This is a genomic window from Halobacterium sp. MBLA0001, assembly GCF_049705385.1.
In the GTDB taxonomy this organism is placed as follows: domain Archaea; phylum Halobacteriota; class Halobacteria; order Halobacteriales; family Halobacteriaceae; genus Halobacterium; species Halobacterium salinarum.
The window spans coordinates 1,291,238-1,313,633 of the sequence record NZ_JBNAMQ010000007.1; the positions used below are offsets into that span (position 1 = coordinate 1,291,238).

25 protein-coding genes are annotated in these 22,396 nt (G+C 68.8%); 15 read left to right on the plus strand and 10 right to left on the minus strand.

Annotated elements, in window-relative coordinates:
• The first annotated feature begins 35 nt into the window (after window positions 1-35).
• Window positions 36-452, plus strand: coding sequence for a GIY-YIG nuclease family protein (locus ACOZ32_RS07955; RefSeq protein ID WP_010902479.1), 417 nt, complete (start codon window positions 36-38; stop codon window positions 450-452).
• Between the two features lie 149 nt (window positions 453-601).
• Here the strand turns inward: ACOZ32_RS07955 and ACOZ32_RS07960 are convergent, their stop codons facing one another.
• Together ACOZ32_RS07960 and ACOZ32_RS07965 are read right to left on the minus strand one after the other, a co-directional pair.
• Window positions 602-1,879 carry an RNA-guided endonuclease InsQ/TnpB family protein gene (locus tag ACOZ32_RS07960; protein ID WP_205251608.1) on the minus strand — a complete coding sequence of 426 codons (1,278 nt, stop codon included), beginning with the start codon at window positions 1,877-1,879 and terminating at the stop codon, window positions 602-604.
• On the minus strand, window positions 1,876-2,031 hold the full coding sequence (locus ACOZ32_RS07965; RefSeq protein WP_205251609.1) for a DUF2080 family transposase-associated protein: 156 nt from the start codon (window positions 2,029-2,031) through the stop codon (window positions 1,876-1,878). The genes ACOZ32_RS07960 and ACOZ32_RS07965 overlap by 4 nt, the downstream gene beginning before the upstream one ends.
• 53 nt (window positions 2,032-2,084) lie before the next feature.
• On the opposite strand from ACOZ32_RS07965, the gene tnpA reads away from it, so the two are divergent.
• Window positions 2,085-2,483 (plus strand): IS200/IS605 family transposase, encoded by a 399-nt coding sequence (gene tnpA, locus ACOZ32_RS07970; protein WP_205251610.1) that lies wholly within the window; start codon window positions 2,085-2,087, stop codon window positions 2,481-2,483.
• Window positions 2,484-2,587: 104 nt separating this feature from the next.
• On the opposite strand, the gene ACOZ32_RS07975 is transcribed toward tnpA, so the two are convergent.
• A complete protein-coding gene (locus ACOZ32_RS07975; RefSeq protein WP_010902481.1) occupies window positions 2,588-3,253 on the minus strand; it encodes an RAD55 family ATPase in 666 nt (221 codons plus the stop codon).
• A 269-nt stretch (window positions 3,254-3,522) separates the two neighbouring features.
• Between ACOZ32_RS07975 and ACOZ32_RS07980 the strand changes: the two genes are divergently transcribed.
• The 3 genes from ACOZ32_RS07980 to ACOZ32_RS07990 all read left to right on the plus strand — a co-directional run bounded on the left by ACOZ32_RS07980 (window position 3,523) and on the right by ACOZ32_RS07990 (window position 6,787).
• Complete coding sequence (locus ACOZ32_RS07980) at window positions 3,523-6,096, plus strand: heavy metal translocating P-type ATPase (protein WP_205251611.1); 2,574 nt, start codon at window positions 3,523-3,525, stop codon at window positions 6,094-6,096.
• Between the two features lie 61 nt (window positions 6,097-6,157).
• Window positions 6,158-6,364, plus strand: a complete 207-nt coding sequence (locus ACOZ32_RS07985; protein WP_010902483.1) for a heavy-metal-associated domain-containing protein — start codon at window positions 6,158-6,160, stop codon at window positions 6,362-6,364.
• Between the two features lie 138 nt (window positions 6,365-6,502).
• The gene (locus ACOZ32_RS07990) at window positions 6,503-6,787 is read left to right on the plus strand and encodes a MarR family transcriptional regulator (RefSeq protein WP_010902484.1); all 285 of its coding nucleotides are present in this window, start codon (window positions 6,503-6,505) and stop codon (window positions 6,785-6,787) included.
• Between the two features lie 3 nt (window positions 6,788-6,790).
• Here the strand turns inward: ACOZ32_RS07990 and ACOZ32_RS07995 are convergent, their stop codons facing one another.
• Both ACOZ32_RS07995 and ACOZ32_RS08000 read right to left on the minus strand, forming a co-directional pair.
• Window positions 6,791-7,162 carry a winged helix-turn-helix transcriptional regulator gene (locus ACOZ32_RS07995; RefSeq protein WP_010902485.1) on the minus strand — a complete coding sequence of 124 codons (372 nt, stop codon included), beginning with the start codon at window positions 7,160-7,162 and terminating at the stop codon, window positions 6,791-6,793.
• An 85-nt stretch (window positions 7,163-7,247) separates the two neighbouring features.
• Window positions 7,248-8,759: a cryptochrome/photolyase family protein gene (locus tag ACOZ32_RS08000; protein ID WP_010902486.1), complete on the minus strand. Its 1,512-nt coding sequence runs from the start codon at window positions 8,757-8,759 to the stop codon at window positions 7,248-7,250.
• A 134-nt stretch (window positions 8,760-8,893) separates the two neighbouring features.
• Between ACOZ32_RS08000 and ACOZ32_RS08005 the strand changes: the two genes are divergently transcribed.
• From ACOZ32_RS08005 to thiC, 6 genes are all read left to right on the plus strand, one after another.
• Window positions 8,894-9,532: a uracil-DNA glycosylase gene (locus tag ACOZ32_RS08005; RefSeq protein ID WP_012289213.1), complete on the plus strand. Its 639-nt coding sequence runs from the start codon at window positions 8,894-8,896 to the stop codon at window positions 9,530-9,532.
• Window positions 9,533-9,604: 72 nt separating this feature from the next.
• Window positions 9,605-10,141: a hypothetical protein gene (locus ACOZ32_RS08010; protein WP_227970915.1), complete on the plus strand. Its 537-nt coding sequence runs from the start codon at window positions 9,605-9,607 to the stop codon at window positions 10,139-10,141.
• A gap of 160 nt (window positions 10,142-10,301) precedes the next feature.
• Window positions 10,302-11,261 (plus strand): MBL fold metallo-hydrolase, encoded by a 960-nt coding sequence (locus ACOZ32_RS08015; protein WP_235168154.1) that lies wholly within the window; start codon window positions 10,302-10,304, stop codon window positions 11,259-11,261.
• A gap of 75 nt (window positions 11,262-11,336) precedes the next feature.
• On the plus strand, window positions 11,337-11,921 hold the full coding sequence (locus tag ACOZ32_RS08020) for a thioredoxin family protein (protein WP_205251612.1): 585 nt from the start codon (window positions 11,337-11,339) through the stop codon (window positions 11,919-11,921).
• 46 nt (window positions 11,922-11,967) lie between these two features.
• Window positions 11,968-12,663 carry an O-methyltransferase gene (locus tag ACOZ32_RS08025; RefSeq protein ID WP_205251613.1) on the plus strand — a complete coding sequence of 232 codons (696 nt, stop codon included), beginning with the start codon at window positions 11,968-11,970 and terminating at the stop codon, window positions 12,661-12,663.
• A 77-nt stretch (window positions 12,664-12,740) separates the two neighbouring features.
• Window positions 12,741-14,171 (plus strand): phosphomethylpyrimidine synthase ThiC, encoded by a 1,431-nt coding sequence (thiC, locus tag ACOZ32_RS08030; RefSeq protein WP_424335127.1) that lies wholly within the window; start codon window positions 12,741-12,743, stop codon window positions 14,169-14,171.
• On the opposite strand, the gene ACOZ32_RS08035 is transcribed toward thiC, so the two are convergent.
• Window positions 14,168-15,796 (minus strand): PAS domain-containing sensor histidine kinase, encoded by a 1,629-nt coding sequence (locus tag ACOZ32_RS08035; RefSeq protein WP_205251614.1) that lies wholly within the window; start codon window positions 15,794-15,796, stop codon window positions 14,168-14,170. The genes thiC and ACOZ32_RS08035 overlap by 4 nt on opposite strands.
• A gap of 93 nt (window positions 15,797-15,889) precedes the next feature.
• Here ACOZ32_RS08035 and ACOZ32_RS08040 point away from each other — a divergent pair, with 93 nt between their 5' ends.
• The gene (locus ACOZ32_RS08040; protein WP_010902494.1) at window positions 15,890-16,216 is read left to right on the plus strand and encodes a hypothetical protein; all 327 of its coding nucleotides are present in this window, start codon (window positions 15,890-15,892) and stop codon (window positions 16,214-16,216) included.
• Window positions 16,217-16,228: 12 nt separating this feature from the next.
• On the opposite strand, the gene ACOZ32_RS08045 is transcribed toward ACOZ32_RS08040, so the two are convergent.
• Window positions 16,229-16,906 carry a phosphoglycolate phosphatase gene (locus ACOZ32_RS08045; protein WP_205251615.1) on the minus strand — a complete coding sequence of 226 codons (678 nt, stop codon included), beginning with the start codon at window positions 16,904-16,906 and terminating at the stop codon, window positions 16,229-16,231.
• 96 nt (window positions 16,907-17,002) lie between these two features.
• Between ACOZ32_RS08045 and ACOZ32_RS08050 the strand changes: the two genes are divergently transcribed.
• A complete protein-coding gene (locus ACOZ32_RS08050) occupies window positions 17,003-17,800 on the plus strand; it encodes an HAD-IIA family hydrolase (protein ID WP_229373403.1) in 798 nt (265 codons plus the stop codon).
• Between the two features lie 4 nt (window positions 17,801-17,804).
• Here the strand turns inward: ACOZ32_RS08050 and ACOZ32_RS08055 are convergent, their stop codons facing one another.
• Both ACOZ32_RS08055 and ACOZ32_RS08060 read right to left on the minus strand, forming a co-directional pair.
• Window positions 17,805-19,232, minus strand: coding sequence for an MATE family efflux transporter (locus ACOZ32_RS08055; protein WP_049892494.1), 1,428 nt, complete (start codon window positions 19,230-19,232; stop codon window positions 17,805-17,807).
• Window positions 19,233-19,319: 87 nt separating this feature from the next.
• Window positions 19,320-20,429 (minus strand): M24 family metallopeptidase, encoded by a 1,110-nt coding sequence (locus tag ACOZ32_RS08060; RefSeq protein WP_136361110.1) that lies wholly within the window; start codon window positions 20,427-20,429, stop codon window positions 19,320-19,322.
• 86 nt (window positions 20,430-20,515) lie between these two features.
• On the opposite strand from ACOZ32_RS08060, the gene ACOZ32_RS08065 reads away from it, so the two are divergent.
• Together ACOZ32_RS08065 and ACOZ32_RS08070 are read left to right on the plus strand one after the other, a co-directional pair.
• The gene (locus tag ACOZ32_RS08065) at window positions 20,516-20,776 is read left to right on the plus strand and encodes a hypothetical protein (RefSeq protein WP_010902499.1); all 261 of its coding nucleotides are present in this window, start codon (window positions 20,516-20,518) and stop codon (window positions 20,774-20,776) included.
• A gap of 49 nt (window positions 20,777-20,825) precedes the next feature.
• The gene (locus ACOZ32_RS08070; protein WP_205251617.1) at window positions 20,826-21,734 is read left to right on the plus strand and encodes a winged helix-turn-helix domain-containing protein; all 909 of its coding nucleotides are present in this window, start codon (window positions 20,826-20,828) and stop codon (window positions 21,732-21,734) included.
• Between the two features lie 9 nt (window positions 21,735-21,743).
• On the opposite strand, the gene ACOZ32_RS08075 is transcribed toward ACOZ32_RS08070, so the two are convergent.
• Window positions 21,744-22,334 carry a TetR family transcriptional regulator C-terminal domain-containing protein gene (locus ACOZ32_RS08075; RefSeq protein WP_010902501.1) on the minus strand — a complete coding sequence of 197 codons (591 nt, stop codon included), beginning with the start codon at window positions 22,332-22,334 and terminating at the stop codon, window positions 21,744-21,746.
• Window positions 22,335-22,396 lie beyond the last annotated feature (62 nt).

A 22,396-nucleotide genomic window follows, 5' to 3' on the forward strand; every position in this document is an offset into this window, starting at 1 on the left:
CAACACAGAATCGGACGCCGCACCGACGGTCGTGCATGCAGCCCGGCACGTACACCCTCCTGGTGGCGCTCGACGACGCGCCATCCATCACGTTCGGCGCGGCCGGCACCCGCAGCCTCGACGCCGGCTGGTACGCCTACACCGGCTCCGCGTTCGGCCCGGGCGGCCTCACTCGCGTGCAGCGACACCGCGAACTCGCCGCCGGGGAGCGCGACGCCCGCCACTGGCACATCGACTACCTGCTCGGCCACCCGGCAGCGAGCGTCGACGCGGTCTACGCCACCACACACGACGACGTGGAGTGTGCGACCGCGCGCCTGCTCGCCGACGACGCCACGCCCGTTCCCGGACTGGGCGCGTCGGACTGCACCTGTGAGACACATCTGGTTTTCGCGCCCACCCGTGACGCGCTCGCCCAGCGCCTGGCGGAGATCCACGACACGTCGCTGTGAGCGGCTGTCGCCGTGTGCCAGCCCGGCTCGTGGCCGGTCACTCGGCGGGCTCGTCGAGAAACGTTTGGAACTCGAGGGTCCGTCCGTCGGGGTCCACGGCGAAAAACTGGTGAACCGCCTCGGGGTCAAGCCCCGAGGCTTCCCGTGGATTAGTCGGACACTCCCACGCGACCATCGGCTTGATAGCCTCGAACGGTCAGGTGGGTCACGGTCGGGGCGTCCACGGCCCCCGATGCCTGCCGTCGCACCTTCCTGACGGTGGGAAGGTTGTTGAGAGCAGGCACATTCCAGTCTTGATGCTTCTTGATGCCTTTCACGGCGATATTGATGCTTGCACCTCGGTCGCTGTGGTCTTGATGAGAACACGACCGGCAGTTGAACCGCTTCTTGTTGCGGTTCGCACGTTCCGTATGGCCACACAGCGGACACCGCTGGCTCGTGTACTCGGGGTTAATGCACGCTGTCGGGATACCCTCGAACGACGCCTTGTACGACGTATAGAACTGAAGAGCGCGGAACGGGAGGTGGTGCAAGCGTCGGTTCATCCGCGTACCGTAGTCGATACTATCGCGCATCTCTTTGAGGTCTTCAAAGACGACGCACGGCATCTCGAACTGACGACTCCACTCCACGATGTGCCGGGATACTTTGTGGAGTCGGTCGCGGACGAACCGTTCTTCGCGCCCTTCCAGAGTATCGTGGATACTGTTCTTTCCCGCGTTCTGGACACGTTTCCGTATCGTGAAGTAGCGGTGACGCTTGAACTTGATTTCGGGGAAGTCGATAACCAACGTGTCCTCGACGCCATCCTCAGAGAGAGCGGTGAGAGCCACGTTGTCCTCGTTCACGTCCACACCTACGACTGTTCGTGAGTCGTGCTTGTGTCGAACGGTCTGCTCGGTATTGGTGACGTTAACGTGCAACTCGGGATTGTCGTTGTGGAACAAGGCTTCCGCCGTCCCAACCTTCCACTCGTCGCTCGTGAGTGCAGTCTTGAGAATGTCGAGGTGAGCATCACTCCCTTCGAGGACGCCCGTGACGTGCTTGTAGGGTTTCGCGCTGATACGGAAGGCTACGTCGCCGTCGTCGGTGAGCGACAGACTGTATCCCTCCTCGTAGTTCGCACGAAGCGGGTATTCACCGTCTTTGGTGTGACTCGGCTGGCCGAAGTCGTCGTACTCGTAGTAGTTCTCCATCGCGCCGAGTGCTTTGGCAACGACGCGCTGTGTTGTGTTCTTCACGAGGTTGGCGTCATCAGCCACGCGGTCGGGGATGGCGTTCCAGTCCACGCCTTCTTTAGCGAGGCGGATGGTTTCGTTGTACACCGACCGCGCTTCGAGCGTGGCGGCGTACAGCAGACCCTCGTTGTCACTCTGGATATTGAGTTGGAAATCCAGTGTCTTGACAAGAGTCTGTTCGGTGGTCATTCTTCGTCTTGTTCGGTGGGTTCTGAGGTTCGGACGATTTTCACGTCAGCCCCACGCCAGCGTTTCGGAACGGTGACGTGGGCACTGTTCCCGAACGGTTTGACCTCGCCGTCGAGAACTTCCTCGCCGTCGATTTCAAAGCGATTCGCCATACTCACGTATATCCTTTGGATATACTTAACTGTGTTGGTGGAGTGGGTTCGATATGGGTGAAAAGCGTTCGAATCACACAGTGTACAACGTCAACTACCACTTCGTGTGGTGTCCAAAATATCGTCACTCAGTTCTCGAACCCATCGAGGATTCGCTGGAAGCGAGTTTCCGCAACGTGTGCGACGAGTACGGCTACGAGATACTATCGCTCCACATCTCACCAGACCACGTACACCTGTTCCTGACAGCCCATCCGAAGCACGCGCCGAGCGAGATTGTGCGAACGGTCAAGAGCATCACGGCGCGGGAGATGTGGGAACAGCACGAATCGTACTTGGAAAAATATCTATGGGGTGGTGGGTTCTGGGAGCAGTCGTACTACATCGGAACAGCGGGCGAGGTATCCACGGAGACGATTGAACGGTATATCGAACGAACAGAACACGTCTAAGTGTCGGCTTCACCTCGGGGTCAAGCCCCGATGCACTCGCCTTGTTCATCTGTAGAACGACACGACGCGCTCGCGGTCGGCCGTCCCGAAGAACACGATCCCGCTCACTGGCGGACGCCCGCCACGGGCAGCCAGTCCGTCGGCGCGTCGGCGAGCCCGCGCAGCCGCACCTCCTGGGTGCCGTCGTGCAGCCGCACCTCGAGCACGCCGTCGAACAGCTGGCTGAGCGTGGTGATCGTCTGGTCGTCCTGGCTCTCCGGGTCGATGGCGAACACCCCCAGCCAGCCCTGGCTCTGGATCTGGCTGGTGAACACGTGCAGGAACCGGAACAGCCGCTGAACGTCGACGTACATCAACACCGGCGACAGCGAGTCGAACCCCACGCGAAGCCGGTCGACGCCGGCGGCCTCGGCGGCCTCCGCGACGCCCGAGAACTCGATGCCGATCCCCGTGAGGTCGCTGGGCGAAGACACGTGATGGACGCCCGGTGCCGGCGACGCGCTCCCGGACTGCGTGCTCACGCAGTCGATGACGTGGCGGAACGCGCTGTCCCCGCCGCGGATGGCCTCGTAGTCGTCGATGACCGTCTCTGCGGGGTCCGTCGACGTTGTCAGGACCGCCCCCTCGCCGTCGGGCTCGCCGCGCGCAACGAGCTCGAACAGGAGCGTGCGCGTGCCGGACATCGCCGGCCCACTGACCAAGAGGTTCGTTCCGTCGTCGATCTCTTGGGGGAGCGGACGCGGGAGCACGCCAGTGGCATCGTACGGCATCCTTGTAGTTCGCCGAGTCAGTGTTCGGCGCTGTCACTCTCTCCGACCCGGAGCCACATAAGTATGCGCCACATGCCAGCCCAGCGACCTGATGTCTCGCTGCCGTTCCACAGTGACGGCCCCTGACAGCCGCGGCGAGCCAGCCCCCGACTTCGTCCGCCGCCCGGGGTGGCTCGGGCGAGCGCTTTCGAATCAAAAGTACTGGCGGGCGATTCACCGAACAGTCGAAGGGAGAAACCGCTTGAATCGGGATGCCGTAGTCTTCAGTGATGACGACCAGAACAGCGCGGATCGATGTCGGGGGGATGTCCTGTGCGAACTGCTCGGGCACCGTCGAGGACGCCGTGGGCGCGCTCGACGGCGTCACCGACGCGACCGCGAACTTCGCCACCGACGCCGCCACCGTCACCTACGATCCCACCGCCGCCGACCTGGCGGGCGTCTGTGCCGCGATCTCGGACGCCGGCTACACCCCGATCACGGCCGACACCACGATCCCGGTCCACGGGATGACCTGTGCGAACTGCGCGCAGACGATCGAAGACGCCGTCGCCGACGCCCCCGGCGTCCTGGACGTGTCCGCGAACTTCGCCACCGACGACGCACACCTCACGTACGTCCCCGCAGCGTTCGACCGGGACGCCGTCCACGCCGCCATCACCGACGCCGGCTACGACCCCATCGATGCCGACTCCGACACCGGTGCCAGCACCCAGACCGCCGCCGACGAGGCCCGGGACGCGGAGCAGCGACGACAACGCATCCGCCTGGCGTTCGGCGCGGTGCTGTCGGCGCCGCTCCTGTTTTTCGTCGCCGACACCTTCCTGTTCGGGGGCGCTGTCGTTCCCGACAGCTTCACCGTTGGCGGCCTCACGATCCCGTTCGGGTGGGCGGAGTTCGCACTGGCGACCCCCGTCTACGTCGTCCTGGGGCGGTCGTTCCTCAGCAACTCGTATGCGGCGCTCGTGCGCAACGGCACCGCGAACATGGACGTCCTCGTGGCGCTGGGGTCGACGACCGCGTACGTGTACTCGCTCGCGTCGCTGCTCGGCGTCCTGGCCGGCGGCGGCCTCTACTTCGACACGGCGGCGCTCATCCTCGTGTTCATCACGCTCGGGAACTACCTCGAAGCCCGCTCGAAGAGCCAAGCCAGCGACGCCCTCCGGGAGCTCCTGGAGATGGAGGCCAACACCGCGCGCCTCGTCGACGCCGACGGCGAGACACGCGAGATCCCCGCCGACGACGTTGAGGTCGGCGACCGCCTGAAAGTCAAACCGGGCGAGCAGATTCCGACCGACGGCGTCGTGGTGTCCGGGGAGTCCGCGGTCGACGAATCCATGGTCACCGGCGAGTCCGTGCCCGTGTCCAAGGCCCCCGGCGACGACGTTGTCGGCGCCACGATCAACGAGAACGGCGTGCTCGTCGTGCAGGCCACGAAGGTGGGGGCGGACACCGCGATCCAGCAGATCGTCACCACGGTTCGGGACGCCCAGTCCCGCCAGCCGGACATCCAACGCCTGGCCGACCGCATCAGCGCGTACTTCGTCCCCGCGGTCATCGCCAACGCCGTCTTCTGGGGGGCGGTATGGTGGTTCGCCCCCGGGCTGCTGGCTGACGTGGTGTCGGCGCTTCCGCTGTGGGGGCTCGTCAGCGGCGGCCCGGCGGCCGTCGGCACCGGCGAGTTCGCCGTCGTCGTGTTCGCGTCCGCAGTCCTCATCGCGTGCCCGTGTGCGCTCGGGCTCGCGACGCCGGCCGCGACGATGATCGGCACGAGCATCGGCGCGAAACACGGCGTGCTCTTCCAGGGCGGCGATGTCCTGGAGCGCGTGACCGAGTTGGACGCGGTCGTGTTCGACAAGACCGGCACTCTGACGACCGGCGCGATGGAGCTCACGGACGTCGAGGCCGTCGCCGCCGTCCCCGACGGCGGCACCGCCACCCGGAGCGACGCCGCTGTCGACGAGGACGCCGTGCTCCGGCTGGCCGCCGCCGCCGAGTCCAACAGCGAGCACCCGCTCGGGACCGCCATCGTCGCGGGCGCCGAGGACCGCGGCCTCGACGTTCCCGCAGTCGATGCCTTCGAGAACGTCCCCGGCAAAGGCATCGTCGCGACCGTCGACGGTCGCCGCGTCCGCGTGGGGAACCGCGCGCTCCTCACGAGCGCGGACATCGACCCGGCGCCCGCCGCCGACGCCATGGAACGCCTCGAACGCGAGGGGAAGACCGCGATGCTGGTTGCCGTCGACGACCGGGTTGCCGGTGTCGTCGCGGACGCCGACACGGTCAAGCCCGAGGCAGCCGCCACCGTCGACGCCCTCCAGGATCGCGGCCTCGACGTGCACATGATCACGGGCGACAACGAACGCACCGCGCGCGCGGTCGCCGCCGACGTGGGGGTCTCGCCCGAGCACGTTCGGGCGGGCGTGCTCCCCGGGGAGAAAGCCGACGCCGTCGACGCCATCCAGGCGGGCGACGCCGACGCCATGATGGTCGGGGACGGTGTCAACGACGCCCCCGCGCTCGCCACCGCGCACGTCGGCGCCGCGATCGGATCGGGCACCGATGTGGCGATCGAGGCGGCGGACGTGACGTTGATGCGCGACGACCCCGCGGACGTGATCCAAGCCATCCGCATCGGCGAGGGCACGCTCGCGAAGATCAAACAGAACCTCTTCTGGGCGCTGGGCTACAACACCGCGATGATCCCGCTGGCCTCGCTGGGGCTGCTTCAGCCGGTGTTGGCGGCCGGCGCGATGGCGGTGTCGAGTGTCAGCGTGCTCACCAACAGCCTGCTCTTCGGCAGGTACACGCCCGACGAGGATTACTCGCTGCTCGGTCGCTAGCCGGGGTGTGGCGGCGCGAAGCCGCAAGACCCTAATCAGTTGATCGAGTAGCGCCGGTCGCATGCCAAAGACTCTCTCCATCGACGAGATGGGTTGTGAGGGCTGTGAAGACATCGTGGAGAACGCACTCGCAGGCGTGGCTGCGGTTTCCGACGTGGACGCCGACCACGAGAGCGGCACTGTGACCGTGGATGGAGACGCGACCGACGACGACCTGTTGCGGAGCGTCGAACTCGCCGGCTACGACGCCGAGCTGGCCGACGCATAGGGCCGCCAGTCACCGTTTGTGCCGCCGGGTTCGTCGGCGGCCACTCAACCCCCCGAAGACACCGGGTTACCGGCAGGTAACCGGCTCACACCGGCGTTACCGAGTGCCTAAGTGGCCGGCACCCCTGCATTGATACGAATGAGTTCAACTGACGAAACCGTCCAAGAGCTGCCGCCGAGTGCGAAGCTTGTACTGAAGGTTCTGGAGTACAACGGCGGACTGACCCAAAAGCAGATCGTGGAGAACTCCCGGCTCTCACAGCGCACCGTCCGCGACGCACTCGACCGACTGCAGGACGCCGATGTCGTCGAGAAGGACATCTACATCCCGGACGCCCGCCAGAACCTCTACCGACTGAAACTCGGGGACGAAGAGACCGCCGAGGACGACGCCGACAAGCCCGTTGAAGCCCTCCTCGACTAGCGCCTACACGACCGACGCTGCTTCTTCGTCGACCGGATCGAGGTGTTGGTGGCCCCATTCGGCCATCGACGACACCACGGGTTCGAGTGACTGACCGAGTTCGGTGAGTGCGTACTCGACGCGAACGGGTTTCTCGCTGACGATCGTTCGGGAGACGATCTGCTTGTCTTCGAGGTCGTCGAGGCTCTCGGAGAGCACCTTACTGGAGATGCCGTCGACCTCCTCCTGCAGCGCGTTGAACCCCAGGGGGCCCTCACTGAGGAGGCGGTGAATGATCACGGGATGCCATTTCTTCCCGACCAACGACGCCGTCGTGGTGATCGAGCACCAACTGTCACCGGGACACCACGCGGGCAGGCGATCCGTGTCTGTCATGTCAGCCGGTACGGCAGCCGGGATGTTAAGGCTACCTCACCACACTCAGTTACGCGTTCGTAACGGCGCTGTGCGCGGCGCTCGGCTACAGCCGGCCCGCGGCCACGCCCTCCCGGACGCGCTGTGCGCGCTCCCGGATCGCCGCCAGCTTGCCGGCGTCGCGTTTGCTGTCCAAATGCGAGTACACCAGCCCCATGCGGTGATTCGACCGCAGGGTGTCCTCGTGTGTCGCGAGGAAATCCCAGTAGAGGCTGTTGAACGGGCACGCGCGTTCGCCGACCGTGCTGTCGGGGTCGAACGCACAGTCGCTGCAGTGGTCGGTCATCTTGTCGATGTAGTTCGCCGACGACGCGTACGGCTTCGAGGTGAACGCGTCGGTCCCGAACGAGCCCATGCCCACCACGTTGGGCGTGACAACCCAATCGTAGGCGTCCACGAACCCGCCGTGGAACCACTCCGTGAGCGCCTGCGGGCGCGCGCCGTACGTCAGCGCGAAATTCGACAGCACCATCAGGCGCTCGATGTGGTGGGCGTAGCCGCGGTCGTAGACGCGCCCGGCCGCGGACCCCAGACACGCCATGTCGGTCGCCGTTGGCGTCCAGTACAGCGGCGGCAGGTCGCGGTCGGCCCCCAGCTGGTTCGCGGTCGCCAGCCCCGGCATCTGGTGGCGGTAGACGTGGCGCATGAACTCCCGCCAGCCGATGAGCTGGCGCACGAACCCCTCGATGGAGTTCAGCGGGATGTCGTCGCGCGACCGGTACGCGTCGAGCGCGGCGTCGGCGACCTCCTCGGGGTGGAGGAGGCCGATGTTCACCGCCGCGGACAACAGGCTGTGTTCGAGGTGCCAGTCGTCGGCGAGGACGGCGTCCTCGTAGGGGCCGAACCCCGCCAGCCGATCCGCGACGAACGACTCCAGGGCGCGCGTGGCCTGCTCGCGGGTCACCGGCCAGTCGAACCCGTCCGGGTCGCCCCAGGTGTCGAACTCCGTGGCGACCCAGTCGCGGACTGCCGGCACGTGCTCGTCGTACTCGAAGCCGCCGACCGACGGCGAGTCGTACTCCGCCGGGGGTGTCTCCTGGTTCTGGTCGTCGTAGCTCCAGTCGCCGCCTTCCGGGGTGTCGTCGTCGCGCATCAGATAGCCGGTTTCGCGGCGCATGTGGCGGTAGAACGGTCTGTGCTTGAACGGCGGCTCCGTCCCCATCCAGTCGTCGAACTGTGCGGGCGAGCAGCGGAACTGCGCGTTCGCCACCACGCGGAGGCTGCCACCGCGGGCAGCCACCAGCTCTCGGAGTCGGTCGGCCGTCCCGTGGTTCGCCGGCCGCTGCACGACCAGGTCGTCGCCCGGATGCGCGTCGAAGTACGCGTCCAGCCCCGCGCCGAACGTCTCGGCGCGCTCGTAGACGACGTCGACGCCGTCGTCGCGGAGTTCGTCCCGGAAATGCCGCATCGCTGCGAACACCATGCACAGCTTCTGGGGGTGGTAGCGCCGGCGGCGCGCGAGCGCCGCGGCCTCGATCAGCAACACGCGGTCGGGGTCGTCCGTGAGCGGCCCTGCGGTCCTGGTGAGCTGGTTCCCGAGCACCCAGACGGTTGTCATGGGCTGTCATAGTGGCGGCACGTGCATAGCCTTACTCCCGCGGACCGGCGACCCGGACCGGCCCGCGAGCCGTGGATAGTGACGCCACACCGTGGCTCGCGGGGCTTAAGCCGGCCGGCCGACTACCCGGGGGCGTGCAGAACGTCACGGACCGAACGACCAACCCCTTCGACATGCAGCCACCGTGTGAATCGTTCGTTCCCGGGCACGGCGACGCCAACGCCGACATCCACGTCATCGGCGACCACCCCGGCGTCCACGGCGGCACCGACACGGGAACCCCGTTCACCGGCTCGGCGGCGGGCGACCGGCTCCGGAGCGCACTCCGGGACGCCGGCGTCCTCACGACGGCCGCCGACGACACGCCGCCCATCGACGACCCGGACAACAGCTTCTTCTCGTACCTCCACCCCTGCGTCCCCGAGGGCACCCCGACGCCGGCCGACTACCGGGAGCTGGAGCCGTTTTTCGACGCGGAGCTCCGCGCCATCACCGCCCACGTCCTCCTCCCGGTCGGCGAGCGCGCAACCACGCACGTCCTCGAAACGTGTACGGCGATCGACCCCGCGGACGCCAGCCTTGAGGACCGCCACGCCACGGAACTCCACGGCAGCGGCTGGCTGGTCGTCCCCTGCGTTCAGCCCGACGCCTGGAGCGCCGCCCAGGAAACCGCGTACGTCGAGGCGCTGCGTGCGGTCATGGCCACCGACTACCAGCGGCAGGCCGACCTCGGGCGGTTCCTCGTCGGCCCGGAGCCGTACACCGTTCGGTAGCGCCCCGACTCGCGGTGCAGCACCCGCCCGCGTTCCCACAGCTATATTGTCGGTGCGCGTATGGGTCCGGTCATGGGGTACGCAACCGCCCTCCAGACCCTCCGCAAGAACTACGGCCCCGGCACCGACCGTGGTGACGTCACCGCGGGCTACACTGCGATGATCGCCGCTGCCGTTGCGGCACTGCTGTACGTCGCCGCCGTCGCGGCCGTCCAGAAAACCATCATCCCGACCGGGTACGGCGGACTCGTTCCACAGTTCTTCGCCGAAATCAACACGTCGGATGCGACAGTCCTGGCAAGCAGCGGGCTCTTCGTCGCCGCCCCGGCAGCGTTCCTCATCGGCTTCGCCGGCTGGCGCGTGTTCCCGCCGCGACGGCGGATCACGGGAACGCTGCTCGGTGGCATCGGCGCACTCCTGGCGTATCTCGGTGGTTCGGCGCTCGGGGTGCTCGTCATCGGAGTACTCAGCGTCGCTGGGTTCGCGACGTTCGACGTCACACTCCCACTGGTTTTCTTCTACGCCGGGTTCCGGCTCACGTGGTGGCTCACCGTTCCTGTCGGCTGCCTCGCCGGGTTCGTCATCGCGAGTCGCGGCACCCCTGCGTAGCACCGTCCACCGAACAGTCGGTGCTGACGGGCTGTCCACGGACGCTGTGGGACACGCGGCCGGCACAGCGCGCCCGTTCCCGCTGGAGACACCCGCAGTTCCGGATCAGTGTGGGAGCCAACGACACAGCTATATGAGCACGCACACGCTACCCTGTGTCGTGCATCAGTTCCAGTTGACGAACGCCGCCTTCGAGGGCCGGAACAGCGTCTACCTCCTCGGCGTCGGCGACGACGCCGCGCCGACAACACTCGTTGACACCGGTATCGCCACACCGGCCGTCGAGGCGGAGCTTCGGACGGCGCTCGACGACCGCGGCACGTCGTTTGCCGCCATCGACCGGATCCTATTGACACACTGGCACCACGACCACGCCGGCCTCGCGGGCACGATCCAGGCCGACGGCGACGCCACCGTCTACGTCCACGAAGCGGACGCAGCCATGGTGGCGCAGGACGCCGACGCCGTCAGTGGGATGGCGGCCACGCAGGCGGCCTACCTCGACGAATGGGGGATGCCAGCCGACAAACAGGCCGAACTCAACGACTTCCTCGACACCCACGACGGCCTCCAGGGCCAACCGGCCGACGTGACGCCGTTGTCCGACGGGGACACCGTCCAGCTCGGCGGCCTCGACGCAGAGGTCGTCCATCTCCCCGGGCACGCCGCCGGCCTCGTGGCATACGTTGTCGAGCGCGACGGCCGTCGAGAGGCGTTCGTCGGCGACGCCATCCTCCCGAAGTACACCCCCAACGTCGGCGGCGCGGACGTGCGTGTCGAGCGCCCGCTCCAGCGGTACCGTGACAGCCTCCAGCGCATCGAGGCCCTCGACCTTGACCGGGCGTGGCCCGGCCACCGCGGCCCCGTTTTCGCGCCGGCGGCACGCGCCCGCGACATCGCCGCCCACCACGACGAGCGCACCGAGCGCGTCCTCGACGTGGTTCGTGCCCGGGGGCCCGTCTCGGCGTGGACCGTCAGCGACGCCCTGTTCGGCGAGTTGCACGACATCCACGTCCTCCACGGCCCGGGCGAGGCGTACGCCCACCTCGACCACCTCGTCCACGAGGGCGTGCTCGTCGAGTCCCAGCCCGGCGAGTACGCGCTCGCCGCGTCGGCCTGACTGTCCGGTAGCCCACACGGGTGGCGGGGCGCACACCCCCCGGCTATTTGATCGGCGCGCCCGACATCGCCGGCTATGGTGCAACTAGACTCCGAGCCGGAGCTGGAGGTGGGCGCTCCCGCCCCCGGGTTCTCGCTGCCCGGTGCCGACGGCGAAACACACTCGCTGGCGTCGTTCACCGACGTTGACGCGGTGGTCGTCGTGTTCACGTGCAACCACTGCCCGTACGCGAAGGCGAAAGTCGACACGCTCAACGCCATCGCCGCCGACTACGACCGCGTCGCGGTCGTCGGCATCAACCCCAACGACGCCGACGAGTATCCCGCGGACTCCATGGCGCGCATGCAGGCCCTCGTCGCGGACGGCACCATCCAGTACGACGCGTACCTGCGCGACGCCACCCAGGCCACCGCCCGGGCGTACGGTGCGACCTGCACCCCCGATCCGTTCCTGCTCCGCACCGCCGACACCGACGACGACGCCGCGTTCAGGGTCGCGTACCACGGCCGCCTCGACGACGCGCTCGCCCCCGACGAGGACCCGACGCGGGACGGCGGCGACATGCGGGACGCCATCGACGCCGTGCTCGCCGGCGATCCCGTCGAGACGGCGTTTCTGCCGGCCCGGGGCTGCTCGATCAAGTGGACGGACGGCGAGTGACGCGCGCCACCAACGCCTAACTGGCGGGCCGCCGTCACCGTGCCGCATGGGTCGACTCCTCGACACCGACATCACTGCACTGCTCACCGCCGGCCACGCCGAGCCGTCGCCGCTGCTGGCGGAGATGGCCGCCCACGGCGAGGACCGCTCGTTCCCGACGGTCGGCCCCGACGTCGGCCGGTTTCTGCGGGTGCTCGCGACGCTCAGCGACGCCGAACGGGTCTTCGAGTTCGGGTCCGGGTTCGGCTACTCGGCGGCGTGGATGCTGCCGGTGCTGCCGGCCGACGGGGAACTGGTGCTCACCGACCACGACAGCGACCGACTGGCGGACGCGCGGTCGTTTCTCGATCGGGCCGACGCCGACGCAACCGCCGTCTTCGAGGTTGGCGACGCGCTCGACACGATCACCGACTACGAGGGGCCGTTCGATGTCGTGTTCATCGACCACGACAAGGCGCGGTATCCGGCGGCCTTCGAGCACGCCGTGGACGTGCTCGCGCCGGGCGGACTGATCGTTGCCGACAACGTCATGGCCGGCCCGGTCACCGCGCCGGCGGTCACCGACGCGGTCCGGGACGGCGGCGGGGCGGCCGACGCCGCAACCGCGGGGGTCGCGGCGTACGTCCGGCGCGTTCGGGACGCGTCCGGCTTCGAGACGGCGCTGGTACCGTTGGGGGAGGGGATCGCGGTCAGCGCCGCCACCGACGACACGGAACCGCCTTCGGAGCCCACCGATGGGTGACACAGCCGGGTGGTGTGTTCCCGGTGACTCGCGTCGACCACGTGATTTTATTATCTAGTGGTATCACTAAGTAATTGATGTCAACACAGCTCCAACACGCCCGCGACGGAACCGTCACAGACGCGATGCGCCGCGTCGCAGACCGTGAAGGCCGCGATCCCGAAGTCGTCCGCGAGGCGGTCGCCGACGGCCACGCCGTCATCCCAGCCAACCACCACCACGACGCCCTCGACCCGATGATCATCGGTCGCGACTTCGCCACCAAGGTCAACGCGAACATCGGGAACAGCGACACCACCGGCGACATCGACGACGAGCTCGAAAAGCTCCACACCGCAGTCCACTACGGCGCCGACACCGTCATGGACCTCTCGACGGGGGAGAACCTCGACGGCATCCGCACGGCGAACATCGACAACTCGCCGGTTCCCGTGGGGACGGTGCCCATCTACGAGGCGGTGACCCGTGTCGAGGACGTCACCGACATCACGCCCGACCACCTCATCGACGTCGTCGAGAAGCAGGCCAAGCAGGGCGTCGACTACATGACCCTGCACGCCGGCGTTCTGGCCGAACACCTCCCGCTCACCGACGACCGCACCACCGGCATCGTCTCCCGGGGCGGGTCGATCCTCTCGCAGTGGATGACCGAACACGGCGAACAGAACCCACTGTACACCCACTACGACGAGCTCTGTGAGATCCTGCAGGCCCACGACGTCACCATCTCGCTGGGCGACGGCCTACGCCCGGGGTCGGTCGCGGACGCCAGCGACGACGCCCAGTTCGCCGAACTCGACACCCTCGGAGAGCTCACCCGGCGCGCCTGGGACCACGGCGTCCAAGCGATGGTCGAAGGCCCCGGCCACGTCCCCATGGACCAGATCCGCGCCAACGTCGACCGCCAACAGGAGGTCTGCGACGGCGCCCCGTTCTACGTGCTGGGCCCGCTGGTGACCGACATCGCCCCCGGCTACGACCACATCACCAGCGCCATCGGTGCGACCGAGGCCGCGCGCGCCGGGGCCGCGATGCTCTGCTACGTCACGCCCAAAGAGCACCTCGGACTCCCCGACGCCGAGGACGTCCGCGACGGCATGGCCGCCTACCGGATCGCCGCCCACGCGGGCGACGTCGCCGCCGGCAAACCAGGTGCCCGCGACTGGGACGACGCGCTCTCGGAGGCGCGCTACAACTTCGACTGGAACCGCCAGTTCGACCTCGCGCTCGACCCCGAGCGCGCACAGGCGTTCCACGACCAGACGCTGCCCGGTGACAACTACAAGGACGCCCGCTTCTGTTCGATGTGTGGCGTGGACTTCTGTTCGATGCGCATCGACCAGGACGCCCGCGACGCCGGCGACGACGCCGACGACATGACCGAACTCACCACCGAGACGGACCTCAGCGAGTCGGCGGCCGCGGAAGTGAACCGACCGCCCACCGGCACCCACGACGCGCCCGCCGCCGAGCAGGCACCCAGCCCGGGCGACGATGACGACGACTAGCAGTCCGGCGTGAACTCCACGCCCCGGATCTCGAATCGGGCACCGCCATCGGGAGCGTCGGCGGCCGTCACCGTCCACCCGTGGGCGTTCACGACGGCGCGAACGATGCGCAGTCCGTAGCCACTCCCGCCGGCGCGCGTCGACAGCCCCGGCTCGAAGGCGGCCTCCGGATCGAGATCACCGAACCCCGGGCCGTCGTCGGTCACCACGAACCCAGCCCCGCCCGCATCGGGGTGTGGATCGACGCGCCGAACCGACACCGAGACGGTCTCGCCGCCGTGCTCGGCGGCGTTCCGGAACAGGTTCTCGAACACCGTGCGGAGGCGTTCCGGATCGGCCGCCAGCCGCACGTCGGCACCGATGTCGACGGTCAGGGTCGCCGCGTCCGGAAGCGCGGTTGCCGCCGCGTCGGCGGCCACCGACGCCACCGACACCGCCGCAGGATCACCGACAACGTCGCCCTGCGCCGCCAACTCGTGGACGCCCGCCACGAGATCGGTCATGCGGTCGATGGCGGCGTGCGCGTTCTCGATGGCGTCGCTCGCGCGGCCGTCAGTGTCCCCGGCGTCGAGATGCTCGGCAGCCAGATCGAGGTGCCCGCTGGCCGCGTTCAGCGGGCTGCGGAGGTCGTGGCTGACGACGCCCGCGAACTCCCCCAGCCGGTCGGCCTGCTGGGTGAGCTGGTCGCGCTCGCGGCGGTGTCTGAGCTCGCGCTCCAGCCAGTCCGCAAGCACCCCGACGAACGCCTCGTCGGCCGCCGTGATCGGCTCCGGATGGGCGTCCCGGTCGGCGAAACACACCGTCCCGTGCGTGGTGCCGTCCCGACGGATCTCCGCGCCGATGTAACACTCCAGGCCGAACACGTCGTAGGCGGTGTCGTCGGCGAACGCCGACGCACCGGCGTCCCGCACCACCGTCGGCGCGTCGTCGGCGATCGTCTCCCGACAGTACGTGTCCGCCAGCGCGGTCTGCTCGCCGGGCTGCAACAGCGGGTGGTCGCCGACGGAGACGCGAACGAACTGCGTCCCGGCGTCGATCTTCGTGTAGAACCCCTCCTCGAACCCGAGGTAGTCGGCGCCGACCGCAAGCGCCGTGCGAACGCGGTCGTCGAACGGCACCTGGTCGTCGGTGTCGGTGGCGGCGTACAGCGCCTGCACCGCGTCGAGCGCCGACTCGACGTCGGCCGCCGTCGACTCGCTGGCCGCCCGCCGACCGACGACCACGACCGCAAACGCGTGGTCGTGGTCGTCGATGCCGTCCACGGCGGGGGCCGGCATCGGCTGCAACTCCAGCTCGACCGTGGCCGTCCCACCGCCGCTCGTGCGGTGGGTCGCGGTGAACTGGCTTGCCTCCCCTTGGACGGCCGCCGCAACCTGCTCGCGGACCGCCGCCTGCACGTCCTGGTCGTGAGTGAACCACGGGGCCTGCCAGAAGAACGTCCCGACGAGGTCGCGTGCGTCCGCGCCGATCACGTCCCGCGCGGCCTCGTTGGCGTACTCGATCCGGCCGTCGGGGCCGACGACGCCCGCGTACCACGACTGGGGGCGGTACAGCAACGCCGCAAACTCCCGTACCAGCCGGCGTTCGTGCTCCGAGTGGCGATCCCCGACTGGCGCGTCGCTCATCAGGATTCGTGACTCAGGGCTTCCAGACGCCTAAATGTGGCCCTCAATGGGGGGACCCATGGGTTTTTGCTGAGCACACCACAACACGTGTGTATGGCTGCGCGTTCTCCGACGGGAGACGACGACACGACAGGCGCCGACTCGGCTGTGTTCGGCATCGCGACCGTCGACGAACACCTCCGGGACGCCGACGTGTCCTTCCCAGCGACCGGTGACGCCGTCGTTGCGGCGCTCGGCGACCCCGAGATCAAGGTCGGACCCACGGGCCACCGGATCGCACTCTCGGCCGCCGTCGAGGCGACCGATCGCAGCGAGTTCGACACGCGTCGCGCGTTCCTCGACGCGCTCTACGACGAGTTCGAGCGCGAGCGCACCCAGACCGACGGCATCATGGACTGGCTGCGGTCGCTGTTCTCCTGACCGGCGTCGCCGCTACGAGCGGATCCGGTCGACGGCCGCCAGGAAGCCGTCGCCGTGCGTCTCGGACAGCACTGTCTCGGCCGCGCCTTTCGCGTGGTCGTCGGCGTTCCCGACGGCGTACGACTCCCCCACGGCTTCGAACAGCTCGACGTCGTTCGCGGAGTCCCCGACAGCCGCGAAGTCGCCGGCCGACACGCCCAGCCGGTCCGCGACCGCGGGCAACGCGTTGCCCTTGCTCATCGACTCGGGTTTGACGTGGTACGCGAACCCGGTGTCGACGACGTGGAGGCCGTGATCGGCGGCCAACGCCGACAGCACGTCCAGGGGTTGCTCGCGGCTCACGGCGAGCTCGGTCTCCCGCCATCGGTTCGTGAGGTCCGCGTCCCCCCAGCCGATGTCGTGGCCGGCGTCCTCGAACGCCGCCGCGACCTGTTCGACCGCCCGGCTGTCACCGAACTGCAGCAGCTCGTCGCCGACGTACGCGACGCCGCCGTTCTCCGCGATCACGCGCTCGGCGATGCCCGCGAACTGGCAGAGCGCGACCGCGTACGGCAGTGCCTTGCCCGTCGCGACGACGACCGGTCCATCCCACCCACGAAGCACGTCCAGCACGCGGCCGTCGATGGAGCGATCGGCGCGACTCAGCGTGCCATCGATGTCGACCGCAAGCGGCGGGTCGGCGGTGTCCATACCGGCCGTCAGGGACGGCGCGCGTAAATGCCGTGTCCTTCCCACCGGTCGGGAGCCGGAGCAGCCCTTTTTGCGCCACCGCCCCGAGTAGCAGGCGTGTCAGACGAAGCCGCTGACGGCGTTCTGTTCGACCTCGACGGAACGATCTACGTGGGCGACGCCCTGGTGCCGGGGGCCGCGGCGGCGGTCGACGGGCTGCGGGCCGCCGGGGTCGGCGTGGGGTTCCTCTCGAACAAGGCGATCGAGCGCCGCGACGCGTTCGCGTCGAAACTCGACGGGCTCGGGGTGCCGGCCGACGAGTCCGCGATCCTCAACGCCGCGTCCATCGCGGCGTCCTACCTGGCGCGCGCCCACCCCGGGGAGTCGGTGTTCGTCGTCGGCGAGCCGCCGCTGTTCGAGGAGCTCGCCGCCCACGGCGTCGCCACCACCACAGACCCCGGTCGCGCCGACGTTCTGCTGGTGTCGATGGACCACGACTTCGATTACGACACCCTCACCGACGCGTTCAACGCGGTCGACGAGGGGACGCCGTTCCTGGCGACGAACCCCGACCGGACGTGTCCCGTCGCCGGCGGCGAGGTTCCGGACTGCGCGTCGATGGTCGGTGCCATCGAGGGCGCTACCGGGCGGTCCCTCGATCGGGTGTTGGGGAAACCGTCGCCGGTCGCCGTCGAGGCCGCGACGGACCTGCTCGGCGTCCCGCTGGCCCGGTGTGTGATGGTCGGCGACCGCATCGAGACGGACATCGAGATGGGGAACCGCGCCGGCATGACGACCGTCCTGGTGCTGTCCGGGGTCACGGACGACGCCGCGCTGGCGGCGAGCGACGTCGAGCCCGATCACGTCATCGACTCGGTGTCGGACCTCGACACCGTGCTGCCGGCGCTCACGTGAGCGCTCAGTCCGCCGCGTCCGGCCGGTACTCGCGGCTGATCGCCTTCCACTTGCCCGACCGGAACCGGAGGTAGTTGACCACCGCGGGCACGCACGTCTCCGAGAACAACGAGAGGTAGATGCCGTACAGCCCGAGCGGCGTTGTCGCGCCGAGATACACCAGCGGCAGCGCGCCGAGCATCCCCACCGCCCGCGAGTAGAACGGCCACCGGGTGTCGCCCGTGGCGTCGAGCGCGCCCGCAACCGTCGCGCCGATCCCCTGGGGGATCACCGCGGCCGCCGCAACGTACACCATCGTCACGGCGATCGGGACGCTGGGGTCGCTCGCGGAGTCAACGAACACACCCACGATCTGGCCGGCGAACGCGCAGACGACGCCCGCGAACATGACGTACATCACCACGGAATACAGCGTGATCTCGCGGCCGTAGGCGGCCGCCGTGGACTCCCTGCCCTGCCCGAGCTCCTGGCCGACGAGGCTGGACGCCGCGAGCCCGAACCCCCAGCCGGGCGTGTTCATGATGCCGAACACGCGGCGCACGATGATGTACGCGGCGGCGACGGGCTGCCCGAACAGGCTCATGAACGCCAACAGCGGGAACCGCGCCAGCGTCCACACCGAGTTCCGGCCCACCACGGGCAGCCCGATGGTGACGATGTCCCAGCAGTCATCGCGCACCCAGTACGCGCCCCGCACCGAGACCGTCATGGGGAACGCGCCGACGGCCGGCAGGCGGCCACGCGACAGCCCCACGACGAACGCCGTGGTCACCACGACGTTGCTGAGCACGGTGCCCAGACCGGCACCCACGACACCCCACCCCAGGCCGAAGATGAACACGCCGTTGAGGCCGATGTTGGCGAGCGCGCCGCCGCCGCGCAGCACCATCGCGGTGTAGGCGTCGTCAGCGCCGATGAGCGCGCGGCTCCCGATGAGGTTCAGGCCCGCAAACGGCACCCCGAACGCGACCACGCGGAGGTAGTCCGCTCCGAAGGCGATCTCCGCCTGCCGGTCGGTCAACAGCCCGATCAGCGCGGCCGGATGCGAGTAGAACAGCACCGCGATCGGGAGCGTCGCAGCCACGGTGAGCGCGGCACTCGATCGCAGCGCTTGCCCGGCGTCCGCGATCTCGTCGGCGCTGAACCGCTGGGAGACCAACGCGATGGTGCCGGCTGCCAGCCCGCCGCCGATGCTGAACGCCGCCCCCCAGAACGGTCCCGCGTAGCCGACGCCCGTGATGGCCGCCGACCCCAGGGCGGCACCCACCATTGCGACGTCGGCCGCACTCTTCGACATCCTGCCGATGCCAGTGAGGATTCGCGGCCACGCCAACTCGGCGGTTCGCCGTGCGCGCGACTCGGAGATCAACCCGAGGCGCGCGATCGCGACGCCGACTGCCCGGAGCAGCCAGCTGAAGGGATTCGGGACCATGGATACAGGTGCTCGGCTTGCCCCGCTGAAAAACGTCTGCATCCCGGAACGCCGCGCCGCCGCGACCGACCACCCAGCCCCCGTGGCTCAGTCGACCCGCCAGCCGCGCGCGGTGTCCGTGAGCGGCTCGCAGCCGTCGGCGGTGACCACCACGAGGTCCTCGATGCGGACGCCGAACTCCCCCGGGCGGTAGACGCCGGGTTCGATGGAGAACACCATCCCCACATCGAGTTTGCGGTCGCTGTCAGCGACTATGAACGGGGCCTCGTGGACGTCGAGGCCGACCCCGTGGCCGGTCCGGTGCACGAACGCGTCGCCGTAGCCGGCGTCCGCGATGACGCGCCGCGCGGCGGCGTCGACCGCGCCCGCGGACACCCCGGGTTCGACCGCGTCCACGGCGGCCCGGTGGGCGTCCCGCACGACCTCGTGGACCGTCCGAAACGCCGCCGGTGGATCGCCCGCGAACACCACCGTCCGGGTCTGGTCGCTGGGGTAGCGGTCGACGACCGTGCCGAAATCACACACCACCGGGTCGCCCCGCTGGATCTCCCGGGCGTCGTGGGTGTGGTGTGGCTTCGCGCCGTTGGGACCGCTGCCGGCGATCACATCGAACGAGACGCCGGTGCCGCCGTGGGCGGCCAGCCGGTCGGCGATGAAGTCGGCGAGCTCGTGCTCGGTCATCCCGATGGCGTCCGCGCCGAGCCCGCGCACGTCTGCCATCGCGGCGTCGGCGGCCCCGCCCGCCCGCCGGAGCGCGTCCAGCTCGGCGTCGTCTTTGCGCACCCGCAGCGACCCGAGCACGGCGTCAGCCAACCCCCAAGTGGCGTCCGGCAGCGTGTCCCGCAGCAACTGCGTGAACTGCGCCCACATCGTGGGGTCAACGAGCAGCCGGCCGTCTGTCAGCCCGCGGTCGGCGGCGACGGCGCGCACCACCGCACTGGGGTCTTGACTGTCGGTGTACGTTCGGATGTCATCGACCCAGGTTTCCGCGGCGAGTTGCGTCTCGTACAGCGCCGGCGCGACGAACGCCGGCTCGCCGTCGGCCGGAACGACCAACACCAGCAGGCGCTCGGAGGGCGTCTCGTCGAAGCCGCTGAGGTAGTAGAGGTTCGGGCTCGGGAACAACACCGCGCCGGCCGCGCCGGCGTCCCGGATGGTTCGTTGGCAGTCCCGCGTCCGCGATTCGAAGTCGGGCATAGCTGGCAGTCGTCGCGCCCGCCCTTCAATCCCGGTGGGGCGGCGAGTGGCTACACTTTTCCGGGTGGTTGGCCAACGTTCGGCCGATGAGACGCAGGGGAGGTCCAGGGGATGTCGTCGCCAGACGACCGCTGTCGCTGGTCGGCGTGCTGTTCGTCGTGGCGGCGATCGCGCACGTCTGGTGGTGGACGGTCACGCCCGGTCCCGGGAGGACGTTCAGCACCGCGCTCGGCAGCGGCCAGTACGTCGCCGCGGCGTCGGCGCTGGCCACGTATCCGACGGCGCACCCGGCGTACGTCGCCGCCGCGATCGTCGGGGTGGCGCTCGTCGTCCGGGACGCCACCTAGTACGCCGTCCACCGGGAACGGTTATGAGCGTGGTCGCCCAAGCACGCCCATGAGTGGCTCCGAGCAGTCGCCCGATCCGGACACCCCACAGTCCGCCTCGTCGGCGACCCAAGACGACGACGGACTGGCCGCCGCTGATGCGTTCGCGCTTCTCGGGAACGAAACCCGCATCGACATCCTGCAGGCGCTGTGGCGCGCCCCCGAGCGCCCGGTGTCGTTCTCGGCGCTGCGCAAGCGCGTCGGGATGCGCGACTCCGCGCAGTTCAACTACCACCTCTCGAAGCTCACCGACCACTTCGTGCGGTCGACCGACGACGGCTACGAGTTCCAGTACGCCGGCGAGAAGGTCGTGCGCGCGATCCTCGCGGGCACGTTCACCGACCGCGTGTCCCTTTCGGTGCCGATCACGGGCACCTGCTTTGCGTGTGGGGACACACTCGTCGGCCAGTACGCCGACGAACGCCTCAGCGTCGAGTGTGCGGCGTGCACCACCACGTACGCCCGGTACGCGTTCCCGCCGGGGGGCCTCCGCAACCGCTCGGACGCCGAGGTCGCGGCGGCCTTCGATCAGCGCATCCGCCACCTCCACTGCCTGGCCGCCGACGGCGTCTGCCCCGAATGCGGGGGCCGCATGACGACCACCCTGACCCCCGACGACGACTCCCGCCTCGACCTGAACGTGCGCGTCGACCACACCTGCCAGCAGTGCCAGCACACGCTGTCCTCCCCGGTCGGGCTGTCGCTGCTCGACGACGCCACGGTGGTCGCGTTCCACGCCGACCACGGGATCGACGTGACGAGCACGCCACACTGGACGCTCGGCTGGTGTGTGACCGACGACACCACCGCGTACGACCCTGACCGCGACCGCGCCACGGTCACCATCCGCCTCGACGACGAATCGCTGACCGTCACCCTCGACGGCAGCCTGTCGGTCGTCGACACCACCCGGGCGTGATCGCGGGGGCTACAGCAGGGTGGCGTCGACGTACTCGCTGGCGGTCCGCCTGCCGGCCGCCAGCGCCGACGGATCGCCGTGCACGACCGACCGGGTGCGCGCGCCGTCGACGATGGTCATGAGCGAGCGGGCGACGTGGTCGGCGTCGACGGCTTCGAAAGCGCCTTCGTCGATGCCGTGGCTGATGACCGACTTGAGCATGAACCGCGTGTACTCGTCGTTTTGCTGGAACCGCTCCCGGAACGGCTCGTTGTAGGGGGCCTGCGCGCGCATCTCCAGCAGCGCGACCGACAGCGCCTGGTTGGGCTGGGGGTCGACGAGCAGCTCGTCGAGCAGCAGTGACAGCCGCGTCTCGGGGGCCGTCGTTTCGACCGCGCGGATGGACGCGACGAACTCCTCCAGGAGGTAGTCGAGAAACGCCGCCAACAGCTCCTCTTTGGTGTCGTAGTAGTAGTGGACGGCGGCCGTCGACTTCCCGTATTCGTCGGCGATCCGTTTGATCGTCAGGTCGACGTAGCCGTGCTCGCGGAGCGCGCTGTACGTCGCCTGCATGAGCTCCGCTTCGGCTTCCGAGAACTCCCGGTTCGAGGGCGCCGCCATTACGGAACACTTACCGCAGAGTCAGATAACTGTTTTCACGCGCCGATTCCTATGCAGTCGAG

Coding starts and splice junctions, on each gene's coding strand:
- ACOZ32_RS07955 (WP_010902479.1), top strand. CDS start 36: ATGCAGCCCGGCACGTACACCCTCCTGGTGGCGCTCGACGACGCGCCA.
- ACOZ32_RS07960 (WP_205251608.1), bottom strand. CDS start 1,879: ATGACCACCGAACAGACTCTTGTCAAGACACTGGATTTCCAACTCAAT.
- ACOZ32_RS07965 (WP_205251609.1), bottom strand. CDS start 2,031: ATGGCGAATCGCTTTGAAATCGACGGCGAGGAAGTTCTCGACGGCGAG.
- tnpA (WP_205251610.1), top strand. CDS start 2,085: ATGGGTGAAAAGCGTTCGAATCACACAGTGTACAACGTCAACTACCAC.
- ACOZ32_RS07975 (WP_010902481.1), bottom strand. CDS start 3,253: ATGCCGTACGATGCCACTGGCGTGCTCCCGCGTCCGCTCCCCCAAGAG.
- ACOZ32_RS07980 (WP_205251611.1), top strand. CDS start 3,523: ATGACGACCAGAACAGCGCGGATCGATGTCGGGGGGATGTCCTGTGCG.
- ACOZ32_RS07985 (WP_010902483.1), top strand. CDS start 6,158: ATGCCAAAGACTCTCTCCATCGACGAGATGGGTTGTGAGGGCTGTGAA.
- ACOZ32_RS07990 (WP_010902484.1), top strand. CDS start 6,503: ATGAGTTCAACTGACGAAACCGTCCAAGAGCTGCCGCCGAGTGCGAAG.
- ACOZ32_RS07995 (WP_010902485.1), bottom strand. CDS start 7,162: ATGACAGACACGGATCGCCTGCCCGCGTGGTGTCCCGGTGACAGTTGG.
- ACOZ32_RS08000 (WP_010902486.1), bottom strand. CDS start 8,759: ATGACAACCGTCTGGGTGCTCGGGAACCAGCTCACCAGGACCGCAGGG.
- ACOZ32_RS08010 (WP_227970915.1), top strand. CDS start 9,605: ATGGGGTACGCAACCGCCCTCCAGACCCTCCGCAAGAACTACGGCCCC.
- ACOZ32_RS08020 (WP_205251612.1), top strand. CDS start 11,337: ATGGTGCAACTAGACTCCGAGCCGGAGCTGGAGGTGGGCGCTCCCGCC.
- ACOZ32_RS08025 (WP_205251613.1), top strand. CDS start 11,968: ATGGGTCGACTCCTCGACACCGACATCACTGCACTGCTCACCGCCGGC.
- thiC (WP_424335127.1), top strand. CDS start 12,741: ATGTCAACACAGCTCCAACACGCCCGCGACGGAACCGTCACAGACGCG.
- ACOZ32_RS08035 (WP_205251614.1), bottom strand. CDS start 15,796: ATGAGCGACGCGCCAGTCGGGGATCGCCACTCGGAGCACGAACGCCGG.
- ACOZ32_RS08040 (WP_010902494.1), top strand. CDS start 15,890: ATGGCTGCGCGTTCTCCGACGGGAGACGACGACACGACAGGCGCCGAC.
- ACOZ32_RS08045 (WP_205251615.1), bottom strand. CDS start 16,906: ATGGACACCGCCGACCCGCCGCTTGCGGTCGACATCGATGGCACGCTG.
- ACOZ32_RS08055 (WP_049892494.1), bottom strand. CDS start 19,232: ATGGTCCCGAATCCCTTCAGCTGGCTGCTCCGGGCAGTCGGCGTCGCG.
- ACOZ32_RS08060 (WP_136361110.1), bottom strand. CDS start 20,429: ATGCCCGACTTCGAATCGCGGACGCGGGACTGCCAACGAACCATCCGG.
- ACOZ32_RS08065 (WP_010902499.1), top strand. CDS start 20,516: ATGAGACGCAGGGGAGGTCCAGGGGATGTCGTCGCCAGACGACCGCTG.
- ACOZ32_RS08070 (WP_205251617.1), top strand. CDS start 20,826: ATGAGTGGCTCCGAGCAGTCGCCCGATCCGGACACCCCACAGTCCGCC.
- ACOZ32_RS08075 (WP_010902501.1), bottom strand. CDS start 22,334: ATGGCGGCGCCCTCGAACCGGGAGTTCTCGGAAGCCGAAGCGGAGCTC.